The organism is Roseateles sp. PN1, from assembly GCF_038419725.1.
In the GTDB taxonomy this organism is placed as follows: domain Bacteria; phylum Pseudomonadota; class Gammaproteobacteria; order Burkholderiales; family Burkholderiaceae_C; genus Paucibacter_A.
The window spans coordinates 179,223-196,169 of the sequence record NZ_JBCARA010000011.1 but is presented as its reverse complement, the minus strand read 5'-3'; the positions used below and the strand labels follow the sequence as shown (position 1 = coordinate 196,169).

The window sequence follows — 16,947 nt, the reverse complement described above, 5'->3', positions numbered from 1 at the left end:
CCGCCATTCTCGCTGGCGAAACCCAGATCTGCCGGCTGCCCGGTAGAAAGCCCCAGGCGCCGGGAGATCTAAACTGCGGCCGATGCAATTTTCCTCTTTGATCAAAGACGTCGGCCGCGGCATCAAGGGTGCGCGCGCTTTGGACTCGGCCACGGCCGAAGCCCTGTTTGGCGCCATCCTGGACCGTGAGGTGCCCGATATGGAGTTGGGCGCCATCCTGCTGGCGCTGCGCATCAAGGGGGAAAGTGAGGCCGAGCTGGCCGGTTTTGAGCGTGCCATGCAGGCCCGAACGGCCCGTCTCGACGTCCCCCCTGGCCCACGCTGTGTGCTGCTGCCGACCTTCAACGGGGCCCGCAAACAAGCCAATCTGCTGCCGCTGGTGGCCCTGCTCCTGGCCCGTGAAGAGGTGCCTGTGCTGATTCACGGCCGCCATGATTTCGACAGCCGGGAAAGCCCTTTTGCGCTGCTGGCGGCGCTGGGCCTGCCCCTGGCCGACTCGGTACCGGAGGCTTCGCAGCAATTGGCCGTCAAGCGACTCGCCTGCCTGCCGCTGGCGTGCTTGAACCCTGGGCTTGATGCACTGATGGCGCTGCGCCCTCGGCTGGGCGTGCGCAATAGCGGCCACAGCGTGGCCAAGCTCTTGGATGCCGCGCCGGGCCGGAGTGTGCGGGTGGTGGCCGTCACGCACCCCGAATACCTGATCAGCATGGGCGAAGCGCTGCAAGCGTCCACCACCCCCGGGGGCCGCGCCCTGCTGATGAAAGCCAGCGAAGGTGAAGCCTATGCCCATCTGCGGCGCAAGGCGCAGTTCTATGGCTTCATCAACGGCGAGCGGCATGATTTGCATGGCGCCGACAGCCAGGACCTGGACTGGCCGCTTTCCGATGCCCACGACGCGGCTGCGAACGCGCGTTTGATTCAAGCCATGCTAGCGGGCGAAGAGACGATCCCGCCGCGCATTCAAGAACAGGTGCAAGTGCTGGTGCGGCTGGCCCGCGACTGAGGGTCGGCCAGGCTCGCGGCGACAGCGCTGAGGATCAATCCGGCTCGGGCGCGTCGGTGTCTGAGTTGGATAGGCCAATCGCTTGACCCACCAAGGCCACATGCCCCCCGCTGATCGCATCCACCTCGATCACCAGCTCGGGAAAGCGGTGCAAAAACTCCGAGAAGTTGCTGCAGCCCAGGGCCTGCTCGTCGAAAGAAGGCAGCAAGCGCTTGATGAAGACCTTGAGCGCGCTGCGGGACACATAGTTCTCGCCATTGCGGTCCACCAACTGCTTGAGCGCGCGCTGCAGGGCCTGCTTGGCATCGTCCAGCGAGGGCGAACCCACCGCTTCTTCAACATCTGCGTCCGCAGTGGCCATGGGTGCCGGGACCAGCGGCGCGGCATCTAGGGCCACACCGGGCTCGGCCGAGGCGGCCAGCAGGTTTTGGTAGAACTTGAACTCATTGCAACTCGCACTCCAGAAGCGGTTGCTATAGCCGGCCACGCCCACCCCGGCGATGAAGCGGCCGGCCTGCTTGACCTTTTGCGCCAGGCTGATGAAGTCGCTGTCGCTGGAGATCACGACCACATGGGTCAGGTGCGGGTGGTTGTGGACATCGCTGAGCGCGTCCAGCGCCATGCGGATGTCGGCGCTGTTCTTCATATTCGAGCCGCGCGGGAACATCTGGATCAAATCCACCCCGGCCTCGTTCAGGGCATGGCGATAGTTGGCGAAGAACTGCCAGTTGCCATAGGCCCGGTTGATGATGATGTCGCCCAGCGAAGCCGCGTATTCCAGAATCGGCTTGAGGTCCACAAACACCGGCTGCGGCTTGAAGCGGTTCTCGCTGTAGGCGCCGTCGCCGTGGGCGTTATTGGCCAGCACGGCGTGCAGATTTTCGAAATCCCAGTAAATCGCCACCTTGGTGGGCTCGAATCGTTGTGGGCTGTGTGGGTGCATGGGAACTGGTGTTGAACAAACGCTCAAGAAACGCTCAAGGGGGAAGCGGGGCTCCGAGCTTAACGAGATTCCGGCGCGCCGCTTGCACAAATCCCAGCTGACGCGCCCAATCGCCATGCTGGGATGACGGTGGCCGGCTTGGCGTAATTGAACAGAGGCCACCTGCCCTCAATCGGTCGCCCTATATACGTAAAAGAAGATAAGCAATTTACAAACAAGTAGTTTGCTTATATAGAGCCCATCCCTACAGTCCGAAACTCGTTCAGCCCTGCATGGGGCTCACACAAGGAATCTGGATGGACTGGATAGCAATCGCAAGCGGCTTCGGTGTCGGCGCCATCGTCGGGGTAACCGGCGTGGGCGGCGGCTCGCTGATGACGCCGCTGCTGCTGTCGGTCTTCAAGCTCAACCCGGCGGTGGCCATCGGCACCGACCTGTGGTTTGCCGCCATCACCAAGCTCTCAGGCTCGGCCGCTCATGCGCGCCATGGTCATGTGAAGTGGGGCATCACCGGCTTGCTGCTGGCCGGCAGCATCCCGGCATCCATCGCCACCGTGGCGCTGATGCACTTCACCGGCATCACCAAGGGCTGGGCCAGCACCCTGACCTTCTCGCTGGGCATTGCCCTGCTGCTGACGGCGCTCGTCGTCGCATTCAAAAAGAGTTGGCAGGCCGTGGGCTTGCGGCTGGAGCGCGTCATCCCGGCCTCGCGCAAGCCGGCGCTGACGATTGCCTCGGGCGTGATCCTGGGCGTGTTGGTGTCGCTGTCTTCCATCGGCGCCGGCGCGATCGGCGCCACCTTGATTCTGTTGATTTACCCGCGCCTGGAAACCCGCTACATCGTGGGCAGCGACATCGCCCACGCCGTGCCTCTGACCCTGGTGGCCGGCATCGGTCACGCCACGCTGGGCCATGTCAACTGGGGCTTGCTGCTGCCGCTGTTGATCGGCTCTATCCCCGGCATCTGGCTGGGTGCGCAGCTGACCCGGCGCCTGCCGGAGCGCGTAGTGCGCGGCTTGCTTTGCGCTTCCCTTTTGATGGCTGGCTGGAAAGTCATTCACTGATTTACTGACGAAAAGTTTATGTACGCCTATACCGACTTCGACCGCCAATTCGTCCGCGCCCGCGCCGCGCAGTTCCGCGACCAGCTGGAGCGCAATATCGCCGGCACGCTGAGCGACGACGAATTTCGCCCGCTGCGCCTGCAAAACGGCTGGTATGTGCAGCGCCATGCACCCATGCTGCGCGTGGCCGTGCCTTACGGCGTGCTGTCCGCCAAGCAGCTGCGCCAGCTCGCGGGCATCGCACGTGAATTCGACCGCGGCTACGGCCACTTCACCACCCGCCAGAACCTGCAATACAACTGGATCCCGCTGGACAAGTCGGCCGATGTGATGGACCGCCTGGCCGATGTGGACATGCACGGCATCCAGACCAGCGGCAACTGCATCCGCAACATCACCAGCTGCGCGTTTGCCGGCGTGGCCCCGGACGAAATCGTCGACCCCCGCCCCTACGCCGAAGTGCTGCGCCAGTGGAGCACCTTGCACCCGGAATTCGCCTTCCTGCCGCGCAAGTTCAAGATCGCCATCTCGGGCGCCACCGAAGACCGCGCGGCCATCGCTTGGCATGACATCGGCCTGCAGCTGAAGAAAAACGCCGCCGGTGACATCGGCTTCCAGGTGCTGGTCGGCGGCGGCATGGGCCGCACGCCCATCATCGGCCAGGTGATCACCGAGTTCCTGCCCTGGCAGCAGATCCTTGTCTACATCGAAGCCATCGTGCGGGTCTACAACCGCTACGGCCGCCGCGACAACCTCTACAAGGCGCGCATCAAGATCTTGGTCAAAGCCGAGGGTCAGGCCTTTTTTGACGATGTGAACAAGGAATTCGAGCAGATTCTTGCGCTCGACGAAGGCGGCCGCGAACACCTGATTCCGCAAGCCGAACTCGACCGCGTGGCGGCCAGCTTTGTCGTCCCCGCTGGTGTGCAGGCCCTGCCCGGCGTTGACATCTTCGCCGGCGTGCAAGACATCGCCTACAAACGCTGGCTGGAGCGCAATGTGCACGGCCACCGCCTGAGCGGCTACCGCTGCGTCACCCTGTCGCTCAAGCGCAGCGGCATCGCCCCCGGCGACGCCACCGATGCGCAGATGGAAGGTGCGGCCGAGCTGTCCGAGCGCTTCAGCCAAGGCGAGGTGCGCGTCAGCCATGACCAGAATCTGGTGCTGCCCTGGGTGCGTGAGAGCGATCTGCCCGCGCTTTTCGAAGCTGCGCGCAGCAACGGTTTCGCCACCCCCAATATCGGCCTGCTGACCGACATGATCGCTTGCCCCGGCGGCGACTTCTGCGCCCTGGCCAATGCCCGCTCCATCCCGGTGGCCGCGGCCATCACCGAGCGCTTTGAAGACCTGGACGAGCAGTACGACATCGGCGATATCGACCTGCACATCAGCGGCTGCATCAACTCCTGCGGCCACCACCACAGCGGCCATATCGGCATCCTCGGCGTCGATAAGGACGGCAAGGAGTGGTACCAGATCTCGCTGGGCGGCTCGGACGGTTCGACCCTGTCGGGCGGCTCGGTGGCCGGCCGCGTCATCGGCCCCTCTTTTGCTGCCGACGAAGTGCCGGACGTGATCGAGTCCGTGGTGCAAACCTACCGCAGCCAACGCAGCAGCGCCGCCGAGCGCTTCATCGACACCGTGCGCCGCATCGGCCTCGAACCCTTCAAAGCCCCCGCTAACGCCGTGCGCACGCTGACCGGCGCAGCGCAGTGAACCCGCGCCAAACCATCATGAAATTCATCGACTCTCATCATCCCGAATGGCACCGCGTCGTAGGCGAAGACGGCCCCAAGCCCGACCCCGATCCCGCGCCGAAACTGCTGCTGACACTGGAGCAATGGCATGCGGTGCGCGATCACTGGCCCGCCGATCTGCCCACCGGCATTGAGCTGAGCAATGACTTTGACGTCGAAACCTTGGCCGTCGACCTGCCGCGCCTGAGCCTGATCGTGCTGAATTTCCCCAAGTGGGTGGACGGCCGCGCCTACAGCCAAGCCCATCTGCTGCGCGCCCGCTACCGCTTTGCCGGTGAACTGCGCGCCGCCGGTGAAGTGCTGGTGGACATGCTGCCCCTGTTGGCGCGCACCGGCTTCACGGCTGTGCAATTGCGTGCCGGTGAAAGCGTGGAAGCCGCGCAGCGCGCCCTGGCCTTCTTCCCGGCCCATTACCAAGGTGATGTGGACGTGACCCAGCCTGTGTTTGCCCGCAAGGTGGTGGCGTGAGCGGGGAAGTTTCATCACTGGGTGGCGTGGACACGGCGCCTGCCAGCGCCTCGGCCATCGGCTTGTACGCCCGCGCCACGGCCGGCTTCGAAGAGCGCCTGGCGCGCAGCGTCGAGCTGCTCAAGCAAGCCGCGGCCGAGCATGGCCAGGGCCTGATCCAGTCCAGCAGCCTGGGCGCCGAGGACATGGTCATCACCGACCTGATCGCCCGCCACCAGCTGCCGATTGCCATCGCCACCCTGGACACCGGCCGCCTGCACGCCGAAACCCTGGCCCTGCTGCCGCAGATCGAACAAGCCTATGGCCTCAAGGTCTTGGTGTTCAGCCCGGTGCATGACGCCGTGATCAACTTGGTGCGCACGCGCGGCGCCGACGCCATGTACGAAAGCCTGGCCCTGCGCAAGGAATGCTGCGCGGTGCGCAAGCTGGAGCCCTTGAAGCGCATGCTGGACGGCCGCACCGCCTGGATCACCGGCCTGCGCCGCGAACAGTCCAGCAACCGCGCCGACGTGCCCTTCGCCGAACCCGATGGCGCCGGCCGCATCAAGTTCAATGCCTTGGCCGAATGGAGCTGGGCCGATGTGTGGCATTACATCGCCAGCTACAAAGTGCCTTTCAACGCCTTGCATGACCAGTTCATGCCCAGCATTGGCTGCGCCCCGTGCACCCGCGCCATTGCCGTGGGCGAGGACTTCCGCGCCGGCCGTTGGTGGTGGGAGGACGAGAACGCCAAGGAATGCGGCCTGCACAAAGCCCATTCGAATGAAGAACTGAAGTCAGGAACCGCTGCATGAACGCCCCTCTCAATCTGCAAGCACTGGCCGCCACGGTGGACCAGCGCCATCTGGACCATTTGGAAGAAGAGGCCATCTTCATCCTGCGCGAAGTGGCCGCCGCCTTCGAGCGCCCGGGCCTGCTGTTCTCCAGCGGCAAGGACTCTTGCGTGGTGCTGCGCCTGGCCGAGAAGGCCTTCAAACAACGCGTGGCTGGCAACGAATTCAAGGGCAAGCTGCCCTTCCCGCTGGTGCATGTGGACACCGGCCACAACTTCCCCGAAGTGATCGAATTCCGCGAAAAGCGCGTGGCCGAGATGGGCGAGCGCCTGATCGTCGCGCACATGGACGAGTCGATCAAAAAAGGCACCGTGCGCCTGGCCCACCCGCTGGAATCGCGCAACGGCCACCAGACCGTGACCTTGCTGGAAGCGATTGAAGAGCACCGCTTCGACGTGCTGATCGGCGGCGCCCGCCGCGACGAAGAGAAGGCCCGCGCCAAGGAACGCATCTTCAGCCACCGCGACAGCTTCGGCCAATGGCAGCCCAAAGAGCAGCGCCCCGAGCTGTGGAATCTGTTCAACACCCGCATCCGCCCGGGCGAGCATTTCCGCGCCTTCCCGATCAGCAACTGGACCGAGCTGGATGTCTGGCTCTACATCGCCCGCGAAAACATCCCCCTGCCCAGCCTGTACTACCAACATGAGCGCCAGGTGATTCGCCGCAAGGGCTTGCTGGTGCCGCTGACCGAGGTGACCCCACCCGAGGCCGGTGAGACGGTAGAAACCGCCACCGTGCGCTTCCGCACCGTCGGCGATATGACTTGCACCTGCCCAGTGGAAAGCACGGCCGCCAACGCCGCCGACATCGTGGCCGAGACGCTGACCGTGACCGTGAGCGAACGTGGCGCCACCCGCATGGACGATAGAACTTCAGAGGCCTCGATGGAGCGCCGCAAGAAGGAAGGGTATTTCTGATGAACGCCGTGACCGACACCCATCTGATCCACGACATTGAAGTGGACACCCATCACCGCGCCCTGCGCTTTTTGACCGCCGGCAGCGTGGACGATGGCAAGAGCACCCTGATCGGCCGCTTGCTGTTCGACAGCCGCGCCATCCTGGCCGACCAGCTCGACACCTTGGAAAAGCGTGCCGCCGGCCAGCCCATCGACCTGAGTCTGCTGACCGACGGTCTGGAGGCCGAGCGCGAGCAAGGCATCACCATCGATGTGGCCTACCGCTACTTCGCCACCAAGACGCGCAAATTCATCATTGCCGACGCGCCAGGCCATGAGCAGTACACGCGGAACATGGTCACCGCCGCCGCCGGCAGCGATGCTGCCGTGGTGCTGGTGGACATCACCAAGCTGGACACTGCCGTGGATGAAGTGGTGCTGCTGCCGCAGACCCGCCGCCACAGCTTGTTGGCGCACTTGCTGCGCGTGCCCAGCATCGTCTTTGCCGTCAACAAGCTGGACGCGCTGGCCCAGCCCGGCCCGGCATTTGCCGCGGTGAGCAAGGCGCTGCGCGCCTTTGCCGAACAGGCCGGCATTGCGGTGACCGCCATCGTGCCGGTGTCGGCGCTGCGCGGTGACAACGTCACCCAGCCGCTGGACGGCGAATGGGCGACTTGGTATCAGGGCCCTTCACTGCTGCAGGTGCTGGAAAGCCTGCCGGGCGTGCAGGAAAAAGTTGAAGGCCAACTCTCGATTCCGGTGCAATACGTGGCCCGTGATTCAGGCGAACAAGGCGAAGGTGATGGCCGAATGGCCGGAACGGGCTACCAGCCACGCGCCCTGTGGGGCCGCATTGCCCACGGTCAGGTGAAGGCCGGCGACGAAGTGCAGATTCTGCCCAGCGGCCAGACCGCCATCGTGGCGGAAGTGCGCCACGCCGGCGAGACCGTTGCGCATTGCGTGGCCGGCGAATCGGCCGGTGTGGTGCTGGACCGCCAGCTCGACGTCTCGCGCGGCGACTGGATCGTCACCCCCGGCTCGGCCACCCCGACCCAGTCCTTCGAAGCCACCCTGGCTTGGCTGGACACCGAACCCGCCGTGCCCGGCCGCAAATACTGGCTGCGCCATGGCAACCGCTGGGTGCAAGCGCGCATCAGCGCGATTGAGCACCGCCTGGACATCCACAGCTTGGCCGAGCAAGACGCACAGGAACTCAAGGTCAATGAGATCGGCCATGTGCGCATCGAAACGCAGTCGCCCCTGCCGGTGGAGCCCTACACCGCCAACCGCCTAGGCGGCAGCCTGATCGTGGTCGACCCGACCAGCAACCGCACCAGCGGCGCCCTGCTGGTGCGCTAACGCGAGCCTTGATCGTCATGGGACAAGTCATTTTCGTCAGTGCCGGCCCTGGGGCCGCCGACCTCATCACGCTGCGCGGCGCGCGGGCCTTGGCCGCCGCTGAGGTGGTGCTGTTCGACGCCCTCACCGACCCGGCCCTGCGCGAGCTGGCGCCGAATGCGGTCTGGATCGATGTGGGCAAGCGAGGCTTTTGCGACTCCACCAAGCAGTGCGCCATCAACGCCGCGCTGGTGAAGCAGGCGCAAACGCATGACTTGGTGGTGCGCCTGAAGGGCGGCGACGCCAGCATCTTCGGCCGGCTGGAGGAAGAGCTGCTGGCCCTGCGCGAAGCCGGCATCGCCTGCGAAGTGGTGCCCGGTGTGACCGCGGCCATTGCCGCCGCCGCCCACACGCAACGCCCGCTGACTCGGCGCGGCGTGGGCCGCAGCGTCAGCCTCAGCACCGCGATGACGCAAGACGCCGAGTTGCAAGCCCGGCAGGCCTGCGCGGACACCGAGGTCTTCTACATGGCCGGCCGGCAACTGCCCGCCCTGGGCCGCAAGTTGCTGGCGGCGGGCTGGGACGCGGACACGCCAGTCAGCGTGGTCTCACGCGCCGGCTGCGTCGACGCCCTGGCCAGCGAGCACAGCGTGGCCGAGCTGGCCGAGGCCTCGCTGCTGCACAAAGGCCGGCCCACCGTGGTCATCGTGGGTGCAGGCGCCCGCCCAGTGCAGCCAAAATCCGACGCCATGAAGGCCACCAAGGCCTCAAATTCCCATATCACCCCAGGACTTGCGCGGCATCAAGCCAAGAACAAGAGCCTGACCGATTAAAATATCCGGTTGACGTTGCTGACCACGGCAACGCCCCGAACCAATTCAAAACGAGCTGATCTATGACCCACGTCGTCCTCGAATCCTGCATCCGCTGCAAGTACACCGACTGCGTCGATGTCTGCCCGGTCGATTGCTTCCGCGAAGGCCAGAACTTCCTCACCATCGATCCGGACGAGTGCATCGACTGCGCCGTTTGCATCCCCGAATGCCCCGTCAATGCCATCGTTCCCGAGGAAGATGTGCCCGGCAATATGCAGCACATGATCAAGCTCAACGCTGAACTGGCCCAGAAGTGGCCCAGCATCACCAAGCGTAAGGGCGCCCTGCCCGACGCTGACGCGTGGAAAGACCGCACGGACAAATTGTCCGAGCTGATCCGCTGAACCAGCTCGTTCGTACGCCGCTCGGTGCCACAGCGCCGAGCCCAACCAAATGGATACTCAATTGAACGCAGAGACTGCCGTGACGGCCGCCGAGCTCCCCAAGCCCGGGCCCAATGTGATTGAAACCGATGCCGTGATCGTCGGCGCCGGCCCGGTGGGCCTGTTCCAGGTGTTTGAACTCGGCCTGCTCGAGATCAAAGCGCACATCATCGACTCGCTGGCTTACCCCGGTGGTCAGTGCATCGAGCTCTATCCCGATAAGCCGATCTACGACATCCCGGCCGTGCCCATCTGCACCGGCAAGGAACTGACGGACAACCTGCTCAAGCAGATCGAGCCCTTTGGCGCGACCTTCCACCTGGGTCAGGAAGTGACGACTGTCTTGAAGCAAGCCGATGGCCGCTTCTTCGTCGCCACCTCCAAGGGCACGGAGTTTCTGACCAAGACCATCTTCATCGCCGGCGGCGTGGGCTCATTCCAGCCGCGCACGCTGAAGGTGGATGGCATTGAGAAGTACGAAGGCACGCAGCTGCACTACCGCGTGCGCAATCCCGAGCAGTTCGCTGGCAAGAACCTCGTGGTGGTGGGCGGCGGTGACTCGGCTCTGGATTGGGCCCTGAACTTCTGCGCCGGCAATGAAGACGGCGGCGCCAACAAGGCCGAAAGCGTGATCTTGCTGCACCGCCGCGATGGCTTCCGCGCGGCCCCGGCCAGTGTGGCCAAGATGCGCGAGCTGTGCGAGGCCTACGAGATGCAATTCGTGGTCGGCCAGGTCACCGACATCGTCGAGGCCGATGGCGCGCTGAACGCCATCAAGGTCACCGGCGGCGACGGCGTCACCCGCGTGGTGCCTTGCGATCAGTTGCTGGTCTTCTTCGGCCTGTCGCCCAAGCTCGGCCCCATCGCCGAATGGGGTCTGGCCCTGGAACGCAAGCAAATCGTTGTCGACACCGAGAAGTTCGAAACGAGCGTTCCCGGCATCTTCGCCGTGGGCGATGTGAACACCTATCCGGGCAAGAAGAAGCTGATTCTGTCGGGCTTCCACGAGTGCGCCCTGGCCGCTTTTGCTGCCGCGCCCTACATCTTCCCGGAAAAGCGCATCCACCTGCAGTACACCACCACCAGCCCCAAGCTGCACAAGGTGCTGGGCGTGGAATCGCCAGTGTTTGATTAATTGATTGAGTAAAAGATTGATCGGCGGCAGCGCTGATCACTCCGCAGCCTCGGCTGCACAGCAAGAAGCCCGCTCACCGCGGGCTTTTTTTATGGCCAACCGCCATCAAGCATCCACAGAATCTGTGGACAACTATGGGGACGCCCGGTGGGACATCGCGCGCAAGCCCCTATCCATCGCAGGTTTGACAGCCTGCTCAATGAACGAGCAGTCGGCACTTACCGCTAGAATCCACCCGGTCGCCGCCAGTTGTGCATGCATGCAAACAGCTGGCGGCGCACTTCGCTAGGGGTGCTGGCTCATCAGATGAGCCGGCTGAGATAAAACCCTTTGAACCTGATTGAGTTAATCCTCGCGCAGGGAAGCCAGCTCGCATGCTGCCATCGTCCAAGCCTCGTCAAGCACGAGCCTTGGGCGCCGTTCAGCATCTCGCTTGCCCCCTGCCATCGCTTGAAGTCCCGATGGCATACCCACAAATCTCCCATTCCTTGATCGCAACTGCCGCCCTGCTCGCCTGCTCGGCGAGCCTGGCTCAATCCACCCTGCCCGCCGTCACCGTGACGGGCCGCGGCGCCGATGCGCCCGTCAGCGTTGGCGGCTTTGGCGAGACGCCCATCGCCAAGCTGCCCATGCAGGCCAATGTCTTGAGCGCCGAACGTCTGCAGGAGTCAGGGCTGAGCTCACTGGCCGGCATCACCGCCTTGGACGCCTCGCTGAGCGACGCCTACAACTCCACCGGCTATGTGTCCTATCTGAAGATTCGTGGCTATGACCTGGACAACCGCTTCAACTACCGACGCGACGGCCTGCCCATCAATGCAGAGACGGCGCTGAACCTGGGCAACAAGAGCAGCCTGGAAGTGCTCAAGGGCAGCAGCGGCATCCAGGCCGGCACCAGCTCGCCCGGCGGCCTGGTGAATCTGCTGGTCAAGCGTCCTACGGCCAAAGACCTCACGGTCGTCGGCTTGAGCGTCAGTGAGCGTGGCACGGCGGAAGCCTCGGTCGACCTGAGCCGCCGCTTCGGTGAAGCCCGAGCTTTTGGCCTGCGCGTCAACGCTAGCGCCGCACAGCTCAAGCCTCAGTTCTACGCCGCCGAAGGCAATCGCCAGCTCTTCGCCTTGGGCGGCGATTGGCGCGTGTCGCCCAGCACCTTGCTGGAAGCCGAAGTCGAGTGGAATCGCCAAAGCCAGCCCAGCCTGCCGGGCTTCAGCCTGTTGGGCGACAAGTTGCCCGATGCCGAGCAAATCGACCCACGCATCAATTTGAACAACCAGAGCTGGAGCCAGCCCGTGGTGTTCAACAATCAGCACGCCTCGTTGCGCCTGACGCAAAAGTTGAATGCGGACTGGACGGCCAAGGCCCATCTGGGCCTGCAGCGCTTGAAGACGGATGATCGCCTGGCCTATGCCAACGGTTTATATGACCCCAATACCTACGAATGCGCGCCCTGTGACCGCTACAGCGCCGCAGGCACTTTCTCGGTCTGGGACTTCCGTAGCGAAAACGAACACCGCGACAGCGACGCCCTAGATTTGAATCTGAACGGCAAGTTTGAAACTGCCGGTCTGCGCCATTCGGTGAGCACAGGCCTGCTCACGAGTCGCTTCAACAGCCGCTTCGATCGCCAGGCCTACAACCTCGTCGGCGTGGGCAATATTCAAGGCAGCGCCCAATTGCCTGCCGACCCGAGCTTGACCGACGAAAACACCAACCGCGACGAGCGCAACACCGAGTTCTATCTGCGTGACAGCGTGCAGATCGGCGCCGACTGGCAAGTCTGGGCCGGCCTGCGCCACACTCGTCTGCAGCGCGACAGCGTGCGCACCGACGGTTCACGCGCCATCAGCTACTCGCAAGCCTTCACCACGCCCTGGTTGGGCCTGGGCTACCACCTCAATGCACAACTGCTCGCCTATGCCAGCTGGGGCGAAGGCGTGGAGAGCGAAGTGACGCCCAATCGCAAGAAGTACAGCACGCCAGGTCAGGCACTGCCTGCGCTCAAGAGCAAGCAAGTGGAAGTCGGCCTGAAGTCCGGCAGCAATACGGTGGACTGGTCGGTCAACTGGTTTGATGTGCAGCGCCCGGCTTGGCGCGATGTCAGCATCTGCGCCCAGGCCGACGCCTGCCTGAGCCGCCAAGCCGACGGCACGGCCCATCACCAGGGCCTCGAAGCCCAAGCCGATTTGAAATGGGGCGGCGGCGGCTTGCTGGCCAGCGCCATGAAGCTCAAGGCCCGGCGCGAAGGCAGTGCCGAGGCCGCGCTCAATGGCCGCAAGCCCACCAACGTGCCCGAGAACAATCTGCGTCTGCAAGCGCGCCAAAGCTTCGTCGGCCTGCCTGGCATGCAATTGCAGCTGGGCTTGGTCTACGAAGGGCCGCGCGCCGTGCTGCCGGACAATAGCGTCGCGATTCCAGGCTGGACGCGCCTCGACGCTGGTGCGCGTTACGAACAACTGGTGGGCAAAACGCTGCTGACCTGGCGCGTGGGCGTGGACAATCTCGCCGACCGGCGCGCGTGGAAAGAGTCACCCTTCCAGTTCGATCATGTCTATCTGTATCCACTGGCTCCACGCACTTGGCGAACAAGTTTTGAAATGAGCTTGTAAAGCTCTAAAAATCCGGTCTATAATGCAAGGCTTAGTTCCTCGATAGCTCAGTTGGTAGAGCGCCGGACTGTTAATCCGTAGGTCCCTGGTTCGAGCCCAGGTCGAGGAGCCAAAAAATTAAGGCGCAAAGCCGCTGACGCGCAAGTCTCAGCGGCTTTTAGCTGAAGATGAAGGCCCAATTTTTTGTTCGGCCCGCATCACAAAATTTGTACCGATCAATTCCTCGATAGCTCAGTCGGTAGAGCGCCGGACTGTTAATCCGTAGGTCCCTGGTTCGAGCCCAGGTCGAGGAGCCAAACGAAGAAGCCCTGCAACGTCAAACGTTGCGGGGCTTTTTTCTTGGGTGCTCCACAGCATTCACACAAAAAGCAAACCAACCAGCACGCGCACATGAAGCCATTGATCCGACTCTTTTTCCGCACCCTGCGTCTTGTGCTCGGCCCCATCTTGTTGCTGAAAGAGCGCCTGACCCGACCCGCAGGTTTGCAACGCAACAACGAGCAGCAAGCCGCCGTTGATCGCCAGTGTCAAGACCTGACCCTCTATCAGTTCAAGACCTGCCCTTTTTGCATCAAGGTTCGCCAGGAAATGCGCCGCCTGTCACTCAATATCGAGCGCCGCGATGCGCAGCATGAAGGACCGAATCGCAGCGAGCTACTGCAAGGCTCGGGCAGCCACAAGGTGCCGTGCCTAAAGATCACCGAGGCCAACGGCCAGGTGAAATGGCTGACTGAATCTGGCGCGATCATCACCTACCTGCGCGGCCGCTTCGCCGCCTGAGTTGACTCTAGCGCTAGGCCAAGGCGTGTCCCTAGCCTAGCGGGCGCACTCAGCAGGAAACAACCGAACGAGACGCGACTTAGCTGAGCAGCGAAGTCGCGCTGAGCGGCTCAATTTGAGCTGACGCTCAAAATCCGAATGCCAAGCAGACTGGCTTCGACCGGCTGCTTGCCGGGGCACACACCCTTGGCCAAAGCCTCATCAAAGACCTCGCGCGCGCAGTCCAGGCAACAGCCGCAGGCCGAGGCCACGCCGGTTTCGTCTTGCAGCAAGTCGAAGTTCTGGATGCCTGACTCGACACCGCGGCGAATGTCGCGATCAGAGACGCGGTGACACAGGCAAACAATCATGGAAACGCCGAGCGAGGAAGTTGGACAAGGAGCCAAGCGGCCCGAGTCGAACTTTAACGCAAATGCGAATCCATCTCAATAATGTTTATCTATGGCCACGCGCTCGCGATGGTCAAGCTCAGGAGCCTGAGTTGCCTAGCTGAGACTGCAACCAATTCTGCTCACCCAGCTGGGCCACCAGTTCGATCTGGGTTTCCAGGTGATCGATATGCTCTTCGGTGTCCGCCAGAATGTCTTCCAGCACTTCACGCGAGACATAGTCACGCACGCTCTCGCAATGCGCGATGGCATCTTTGAGCAGGGGATGCGAGCCGACTTCGATCTTCAGGTCGCAGTGCAGTACCTCGACGGCTGACTCACCGATGTAGAGCTTGCCCAGATCTTGCAAATTGGGCAGGCCCTCCAGCATCAGGATCCGCTCGATGAGCTTGTCCGCGTGCTTCATCTCTTCGATGGACTCCTCATACTCATGCTTGGCCAGGCGCTCGTAGCCCCAGTTCTTCAGCATGCGGCAGTGCAGGAAATATTGGTTGATGGCAGTCAGCTCGTTCTTCAACTGAGCATTGAGAAACTCAAGAACCTTGGCGTCACCCTTCATCGTCAGCTCCTTATGAGGTCAACATTGGAGAGACCCATTGTGCTTGGCAGGGACTGAAGCTGGTGTGCCAATGCCAGAAAAAACTGTTGGGAATGCGGGGCGCTCGGCGAAGCTCGGCAAGTCAAATGAGGAAAAATTTGCACAGAGTTATGCAATTAGCAATCATTCGCATTTAATATGCTGGTATGCAAGCATCACCACCCCAAGTCGCGAACTGCCAGACCAACGCGTCGAGCACCCCCCTCCCCTCCCACGCGCAGCTAGCACCGCACACCCCCCCGCCTACGCGGCGCATCAGCAGCAACGAGTTGATGGGCAATATGCGCGAACTGGAAATCGAGCATGCCGGCAGCCTCTATCGCCTGCGCCTAACTTCACTCGGCAAGTTGATCTTGACCAAATAGGCGCACGGTGCACCACGCCATGGAACAGGCAAAAAAAAGAGGACCTACAGGTCCTCTTTTTACTGGCCAGCCTGGCTGCCCTTGGAAACCAATTCAGGGCACCGAACGACGGCGCACGATCAAGCCCATACCAAACAAGCCCGCCAGGAGTAGCGCGTAGCGACTCGGCTCAGGCACCGCCGTAGCGACCACCAAGTCCTGGAATCCCTTGTGATCAAGGCGCGTCAGTTGATAGCGTGCAGGGCCCGTATAGGCGTTCGCCGCGCTGAGGTAGCCGTTGACCTGATTGGTGAAATCGGCGTTCAGATCAGCCGCGCCGGTTGCGGCGATATTGCTCAGGCCAGTGAAAAAGAAGCTGCCATTGTTCGGAGATACGCTGAAAGTGGCACTCTCATTTTCATGCGTGATCTCCCACACCGCCACCTGGAAGGCTGCCTGCTGGTAAGCACTGCTCAGGCCCGCGTAGCTGGTCGAGAACAAGCCCTGAAGAGCGGCTGCCTGAGGCGCGCTGAAGCTGCCTACTGTGTAGGTCTTCATGCCGAGGTCGGCGGGTGCAAAGTCTTGCTGCAATTCCACGCAGTAGGCGTAGAAGCTACGGCCACCGGCGTCCACATAGCTCAGGCGGCCGGTGGCGTAGTCGTCACTGAAGCTGGTGCTGAGCAAGGGGGCATTCGGATCCTCGCCCACGAACTGGATGTTCAGGGTGGATGCAGCCTGGGCCAGCGAGGCCGACGCCAGCAGAGGCAGCAGCAGAGCAAGGCGTGACGCGGTAGAGATCTTCATACTTTTCCTTCGGCGATTTTTTGCGCGGAGCAGATCGAGGCGGTCAGATCGAACGACGCTTGCGCATCACCAAGCCCATGGCAGCGAGCGCCGTCAGGCTCAACAAAGCGAGTTGCGGCTCGGGCACATTGTTGGCATTTGGAACGATGCCAAACTTGGCCTGGTATGAGCTGTACTGCTTGCTGCCGAAACCCTTCTGAATCACCGTCAGCGTCCAATCACCTGCCCCCAAATCGGCGGGCGCCATACGCCACTGCTCTTGCCAGTTGAGACCGTTATCCCAGTCGCCAGCCATGGTTTCGATGAACTTAAAGCTTTGGCTGCCATCAGCGCTCTGCAGATAGGCATCGAAGATATTGATGGATGGCAGTCCAGATTTGACGGCCAACGTCTGCAAATCACCCCATACCTTCGCGCCGGCATCCAAATGGAAGGTGTAGCTGTCTGTCGTCAGGGCGGTCGCCTTGATCGGTTCTTTGGCGAATGTGGTTGGCGCACTCGCCTGCAGCGTCACCGGACCCGCTTGCGCCACAGGCGCCAGCATCAACAGACCCAAACCGAAACTCAAGACCAACTTCATTTTTTTCATATCAATCCTCTTCGAAGCCAGGGCCGCCTGGCAAGGCTAGGCAAAGGGCTATGGCTATCGCTTCCCTGATGTTTCACATGCTAGGTGAAGCTCTGGACAGCGTCTCCCCGCGTACCGGGGGAGCGATCACATAAAGCGTG

General features: G+C 62.7%; 18 protein-coding genes, 2 tRNA genes and 1 riboswitch. Of the genes, 15 read left to right on the top strand and 5 right to left on the bottom strand.

All coding sequences use genetic code 11. The annotated features are described in order from the left end of the window. The first annotated feature begins 82 nt into the window (after nt 1-82). On the top strand, nt 83-1,003 hold the full coding sequence (gene ybiB, locus AABB87_RS17510) for a DNA-binding protein YbiB (RefSeq protein ID WP_341972551.1): 921 nt from the start codon (nt 83-85) through the stop codon (nt 1,001-1,003). A gap of 34 nt (nt 1,004-1,037) precedes the next feature. Here the strand turns inward: ybiB and AABB87_RS17505 are convergent, their stop codons facing one another. Next, on the bottom strand, nt 1,038-1,946 hold the full coding sequence (locus AABB87_RS17505; RefSeq protein WP_341972550.1) for an NYN domain-containing protein: 909 nt from the start codon (nt 1,944-1,946) through the stop codon (nt 1,038-1,040). Between the two features lie 296 nt (nt 1,947-2,242). Here AABB87_RS17505 and AABB87_RS17500 point away from each other — a divergent pair, with 296 nt between their 5' ends. The 13 genes from AABB87_RS17500 (at nt 2,243) to AABB87_RS17440 (ending at nt 14,083) form a co-directional block, all read left to right on the top strand. Further along, the gene (locus AABB87_RS17500) at nt 2,243-3,010 is read left to right on the top strand and encodes a sulfite exporter TauE/SafE family protein (RefSeq protein ID WP_341972549.1); all 768 of its coding nucleotides are present in this window, start codon (nt 2,243-2,245) and stop codon (nt 3,008-3,010) included. Nucleotides 3,011-3,028: 18 nt separating this feature from the next. After that, nucleotides 3,029-4,726, top strand: a complete 1,698-nt coding sequence (locus AABB87_RS17495; RefSeq protein ID WP_341972548.1) for a nitrite/sulfite reductase — start codon at nt 3,029-3,031, stop codon at nt 4,724-4,726. 17 nt (nt 4,727-4,743) lie between these two features. Then, nucleotides 4,744-5,235 carry a DUF934 domain-containing protein gene (locus AABB87_RS17490; RefSeq protein WP_341972547.1) on the top strand — a complete coding sequence of 164 codons (492 nt, stop codon included), beginning with the start codon at nt 4,744-4,746 and terminating at the stop codon, nt 5,233-5,235. Further along, nucleotides 5,232-6,029, top strand: a complete 798-nt coding sequence (locus AABB87_RS17485) for a phosphoadenylyl-sulfate reductase (RefSeq protein WP_341972546.1) — start codon at nt 5,232-5,234, stop codon at nt 6,027-6,029. Before AABB87_RS17490 ends, AABB87_RS17485 begins: the two co-directional genes overlap by 4 nt. Further along, the gene (cysD, locus tag AABB87_RS17480) at nt 6,026-6,985 is read left to right on the top strand and encodes a sulfate adenylyltransferase subunit CysD (RefSeq protein ID WP_341972545.1); all 960 of its coding nucleotides are present in this window, start codon (nt 6,026-6,028) and stop codon (nt 6,983-6,985) included. Before AABB87_RS17485 ends, cysD begins: the two co-directional genes overlap by 4 nt. Continuing rightward, complete coding sequence (locus tag AABB87_RS17475; RefSeq protein ID WP_341972544.1) at nt 6,985-8,325, top strand: sulfate adenylyltransferase subunit 1; 1,341 nt, start codon at nt 6,985-6,987, stop codon at nt 8,323-8,325. The genes cysD and AABB87_RS17475 overlap by 1 nt, the downstream gene beginning before the upstream one ends. 17 nt (nt 8,326-8,342) lie before the next feature. Beyond that, on the top strand, nt 8,343-9,137 hold the full coding sequence (gene cobA / locus AABB87_RS17470) for a uroporphyrinogen-III C-methyltransferase (RefSeq protein ID WP_341972543.1): 795 nt from the start codon (nt 8,343-8,345) through the stop codon (nt 9,135-9,137). 62 nt (nt 9,138-9,199) lie between these two features. Continuing rightward, nucleotides 9,200-9,523 (top strand): ferredoxin FdxA, encoded by a 324-nt coding sequence (fdxA, locus tag AABB87_RS17465; RefSeq protein ID WP_341972542.1) that lies wholly within the window; start codon nt 9,200-9,202, stop codon nt 9,521-9,523. A 49-nt stretch (nt 9,524-9,572) separates the two neighbouring features. Continuing rightward, nucleotides 9,573-10,697 (top strand): NAD(P)/FAD-dependent oxidoreductase, encoded by a 1,125-nt coding sequence (locus AABB87_RS17460; RefSeq protein WP_341972541.1) that lies wholly within the window; start codon nt 9,573-9,575, stop codon nt 10,695-10,697. A 277-nt stretch (nt 10,698-10,974) separates the two neighbouring features. Continuing rightward, a riboswitch (TPP riboswitch) is annotated at nt 10,975-11,077 on the top strand. An 81-nt stretch (nt 11,078-11,158) separates the two neighbouring features. Next, complete coding sequence (locus tag AABB87_RS17455) at nt 11,159-13,303, top strand: TonB-dependent siderophore receptor (protein ID WP_341972540.1); 2,145 nt, start codon at nt 11,159-11,161, stop codon at nt 13,301-13,303. 36 nt (nt 13,304-13,339) lie between these two features. Continuing rightward, nucleotides 13,340-13,415 (top strand) — tRNA-Asn (locus tag AABB87_RS17450). Nucleotides 13,416-13,523: 108 nt separating this feature from the next. Continuing rightward, a tRNA-Asn gene (locus AABB87_RS17445) sits at nt 13,524-13,599 on the top strand. Between the two features lie 94 nt (nt 13,600-13,693). Continuing rightward, nucleotides 13,694-14,083 (top strand): glutathione S-transferase N-terminal domain-containing protein, encoded by a 390-nt coding sequence (locus AABB87_RS17440; RefSeq protein WP_341972539.1) that lies wholly within the window; start codon nt 13,694-13,696, stop codon nt 14,081-14,083. 110 nt (nt 14,084-14,193) lie between these two features. Here the strand turns inward: AABB87_RS17440 and AABB87_RS17435 are convergent, their stop codons facing one another. Together AABB87_RS17435 and bfr are read right to left on the bottom strand one after the other, a co-directional pair. Next, nucleotides 14,194-14,433: a (2Fe-2S)-binding protein gene (locus tag AABB87_RS17435; protein ID WP_341972538.1), complete on the bottom strand. Its 240-nt coding sequence runs from the start codon at nt 14,431-14,433 to the stop codon at nt 14,194-14,196. A gap of 118 nt (nt 14,434-14,551) precedes the next feature. After that, nucleotides 14,552-15,031 carry a bacterioferritin gene (gene bfr, locus AABB87_RS17430; protein ID WP_341972537.1) on the bottom strand — a complete coding sequence of 160 codons (480 nt, stop codon included), beginning with the start codon at nt 15,029-15,031 and terminating at the stop codon, nt 14,552-14,554. A gap of 185 nt (nt 15,032-15,216) precedes the next feature. Here bfr and hemP point away from each other — a divergent pair, with 185 nt between their 5' ends. Next, nucleotides 15,217-15,435, top strand: a complete 219-nt coding sequence (gene hemP, locus AABB87_RS23125) for a hemin uptake protein HemP (RefSeq protein ID WP_445944883.1) — start codon at nt 15,217-15,219, stop codon at nt 15,433-15,435. Between the two features lie 93 nt (nt 15,436-15,528). On the opposite strand, the gene AABB87_RS17420 is transcribed toward hemP, so the two are convergent. Further along, a complete protein-coding gene (locus AABB87_RS17420) occupies nt 15,529-16,218 on the bottom strand; it encodes a PEP-CTERM sorting domain-containing protein (RefSeq protein WP_341972536.1) in 690 nt (229 codons plus the stop codon). A gap of 43 nt (nt 16,219-16,261) precedes the next feature. Next, complete coding sequence (locus AABB87_RS17415; protein ID WP_341972535.1) at nt 16,262-16,762, bottom strand: hypothetical protein; 501 nt, start codon at nt 16,760-16,762, stop codon at nt 16,262-16,264. Nucleotides 16,763-16,947: the final 185 nt, after the last annotated feature.

Bases quoted from the DNA above. Each gene is read 5' to 3' on its own strand.
- ybiB (WP_341972551.1), top strand. From the start codon at position 83: ATGCAATTTTCCTCTTTGATCAAAGACGTCGGCCGCGGCATCAAGGGT.
- AABB87_RS17505 (WP_341972550.1), bottom strand. From the start codon at position 1,946: ATGCACCCACACAGCCCACAACGATTCGAGCCCACCAAGGTGGCGATT.
- AABB87_RS17500 (WP_341972549.1), top strand. From the start codon at position 2,243: ATGGACTGGATAGCAATCGCAAGCGGCTTCGGTGTCGGCGCCATCGTC.
- AABB87_RS17495 (WP_341972548.1), top strand. From the start codon at position 3,029: ATGTACGCCTATACCGACTTCGACCGCCAATTCGTCCGCGCCCGCGCC.
- AABB87_RS17490 (WP_341972547.1), top strand. From the start codon at position 4,744: ATGAAATTCATCGACTCTCATCATCCCGAATGGCACCGCGTCGTAGGC.
- cysD (WP_341972545.1), top strand. From the start codon at position 6,026: ATGAACGCCCCTCTCAATCTGCAAGCACTGGCCGCCACGGTGGACCAG.
- AABB87_RS17475 (WP_341972544.1), top strand. From the start codon at position 6,985: ATGAACGCCGTGACCGACACCCATCTGATCCACGACATTGAAGTGGAC.
- cobA (WP_341972543.1), top strand. From the start codon at position 8,343: ATGGGACAAGTCATTTTCGTCAGTGCCGGCCCTGGGGCCGCCGACCTC.
- fdxA (WP_341972542.1), top strand. From the start codon at position 9,200: ATGACCCACGTCGTCCTCGAATCCTGCATCCGCTGCAAGTACACCGAC.
- AABB87_RS17460 (WP_341972541.1), top strand. From the start codon at position 9,573: ATGGATACTCAATTGAACGCAGAGACTGCCGTGACGGCCGCCGAGCTC.
- AABB87_RS17455 (WP_341972540.1), top strand. From the start codon at position 11,159: ATGGCATACCCACAAATCTCCCATTCCTTGATCGCAACTGCCGCCCTG.
- AABB87_RS17440 (WP_341972539.1), top strand. From the start codon at position 13,694: ATGAAGCCATTGATCCGACTCTTTTTCCGCACCCTGCGTCTTGTGCTC.
- AABB87_RS17435 (WP_341972538.1), bottom strand. From the start codon at position 14,433: ATGATTGTTTGCCTGTGTCACCGCGTCTCTGATCGCGACATTCGCCGC.
- bfr (WP_341972537.1), bottom strand. From the start codon at position 15,031: ATGAAGGGTGACGCCAAGGTTCTTGAGTTTCTCAATGCTCAGTTGAAG.
- hemP (WP_445944883.1), top strand. From the start codon at position 15,217: ATGCAAGCATCACCACCCCAAGTCGCGAACTGCCAGACCAACGCGTCG.
- AABB87_RS17420 (WP_341972536.1), bottom strand. From the start codon at position 16,218: ATGAAGATCTCTACCGCGTCACGCCTTGCTCTGCTGCTGCCTCTGCTG.
- AABB87_RS17415 (WP_341972535.1), bottom strand. From the start codon at position 16,762: ATGCTGGCGCCTGTGGCGCAAGCGGGTCCGGTGACGCTGCAGGCGAGT.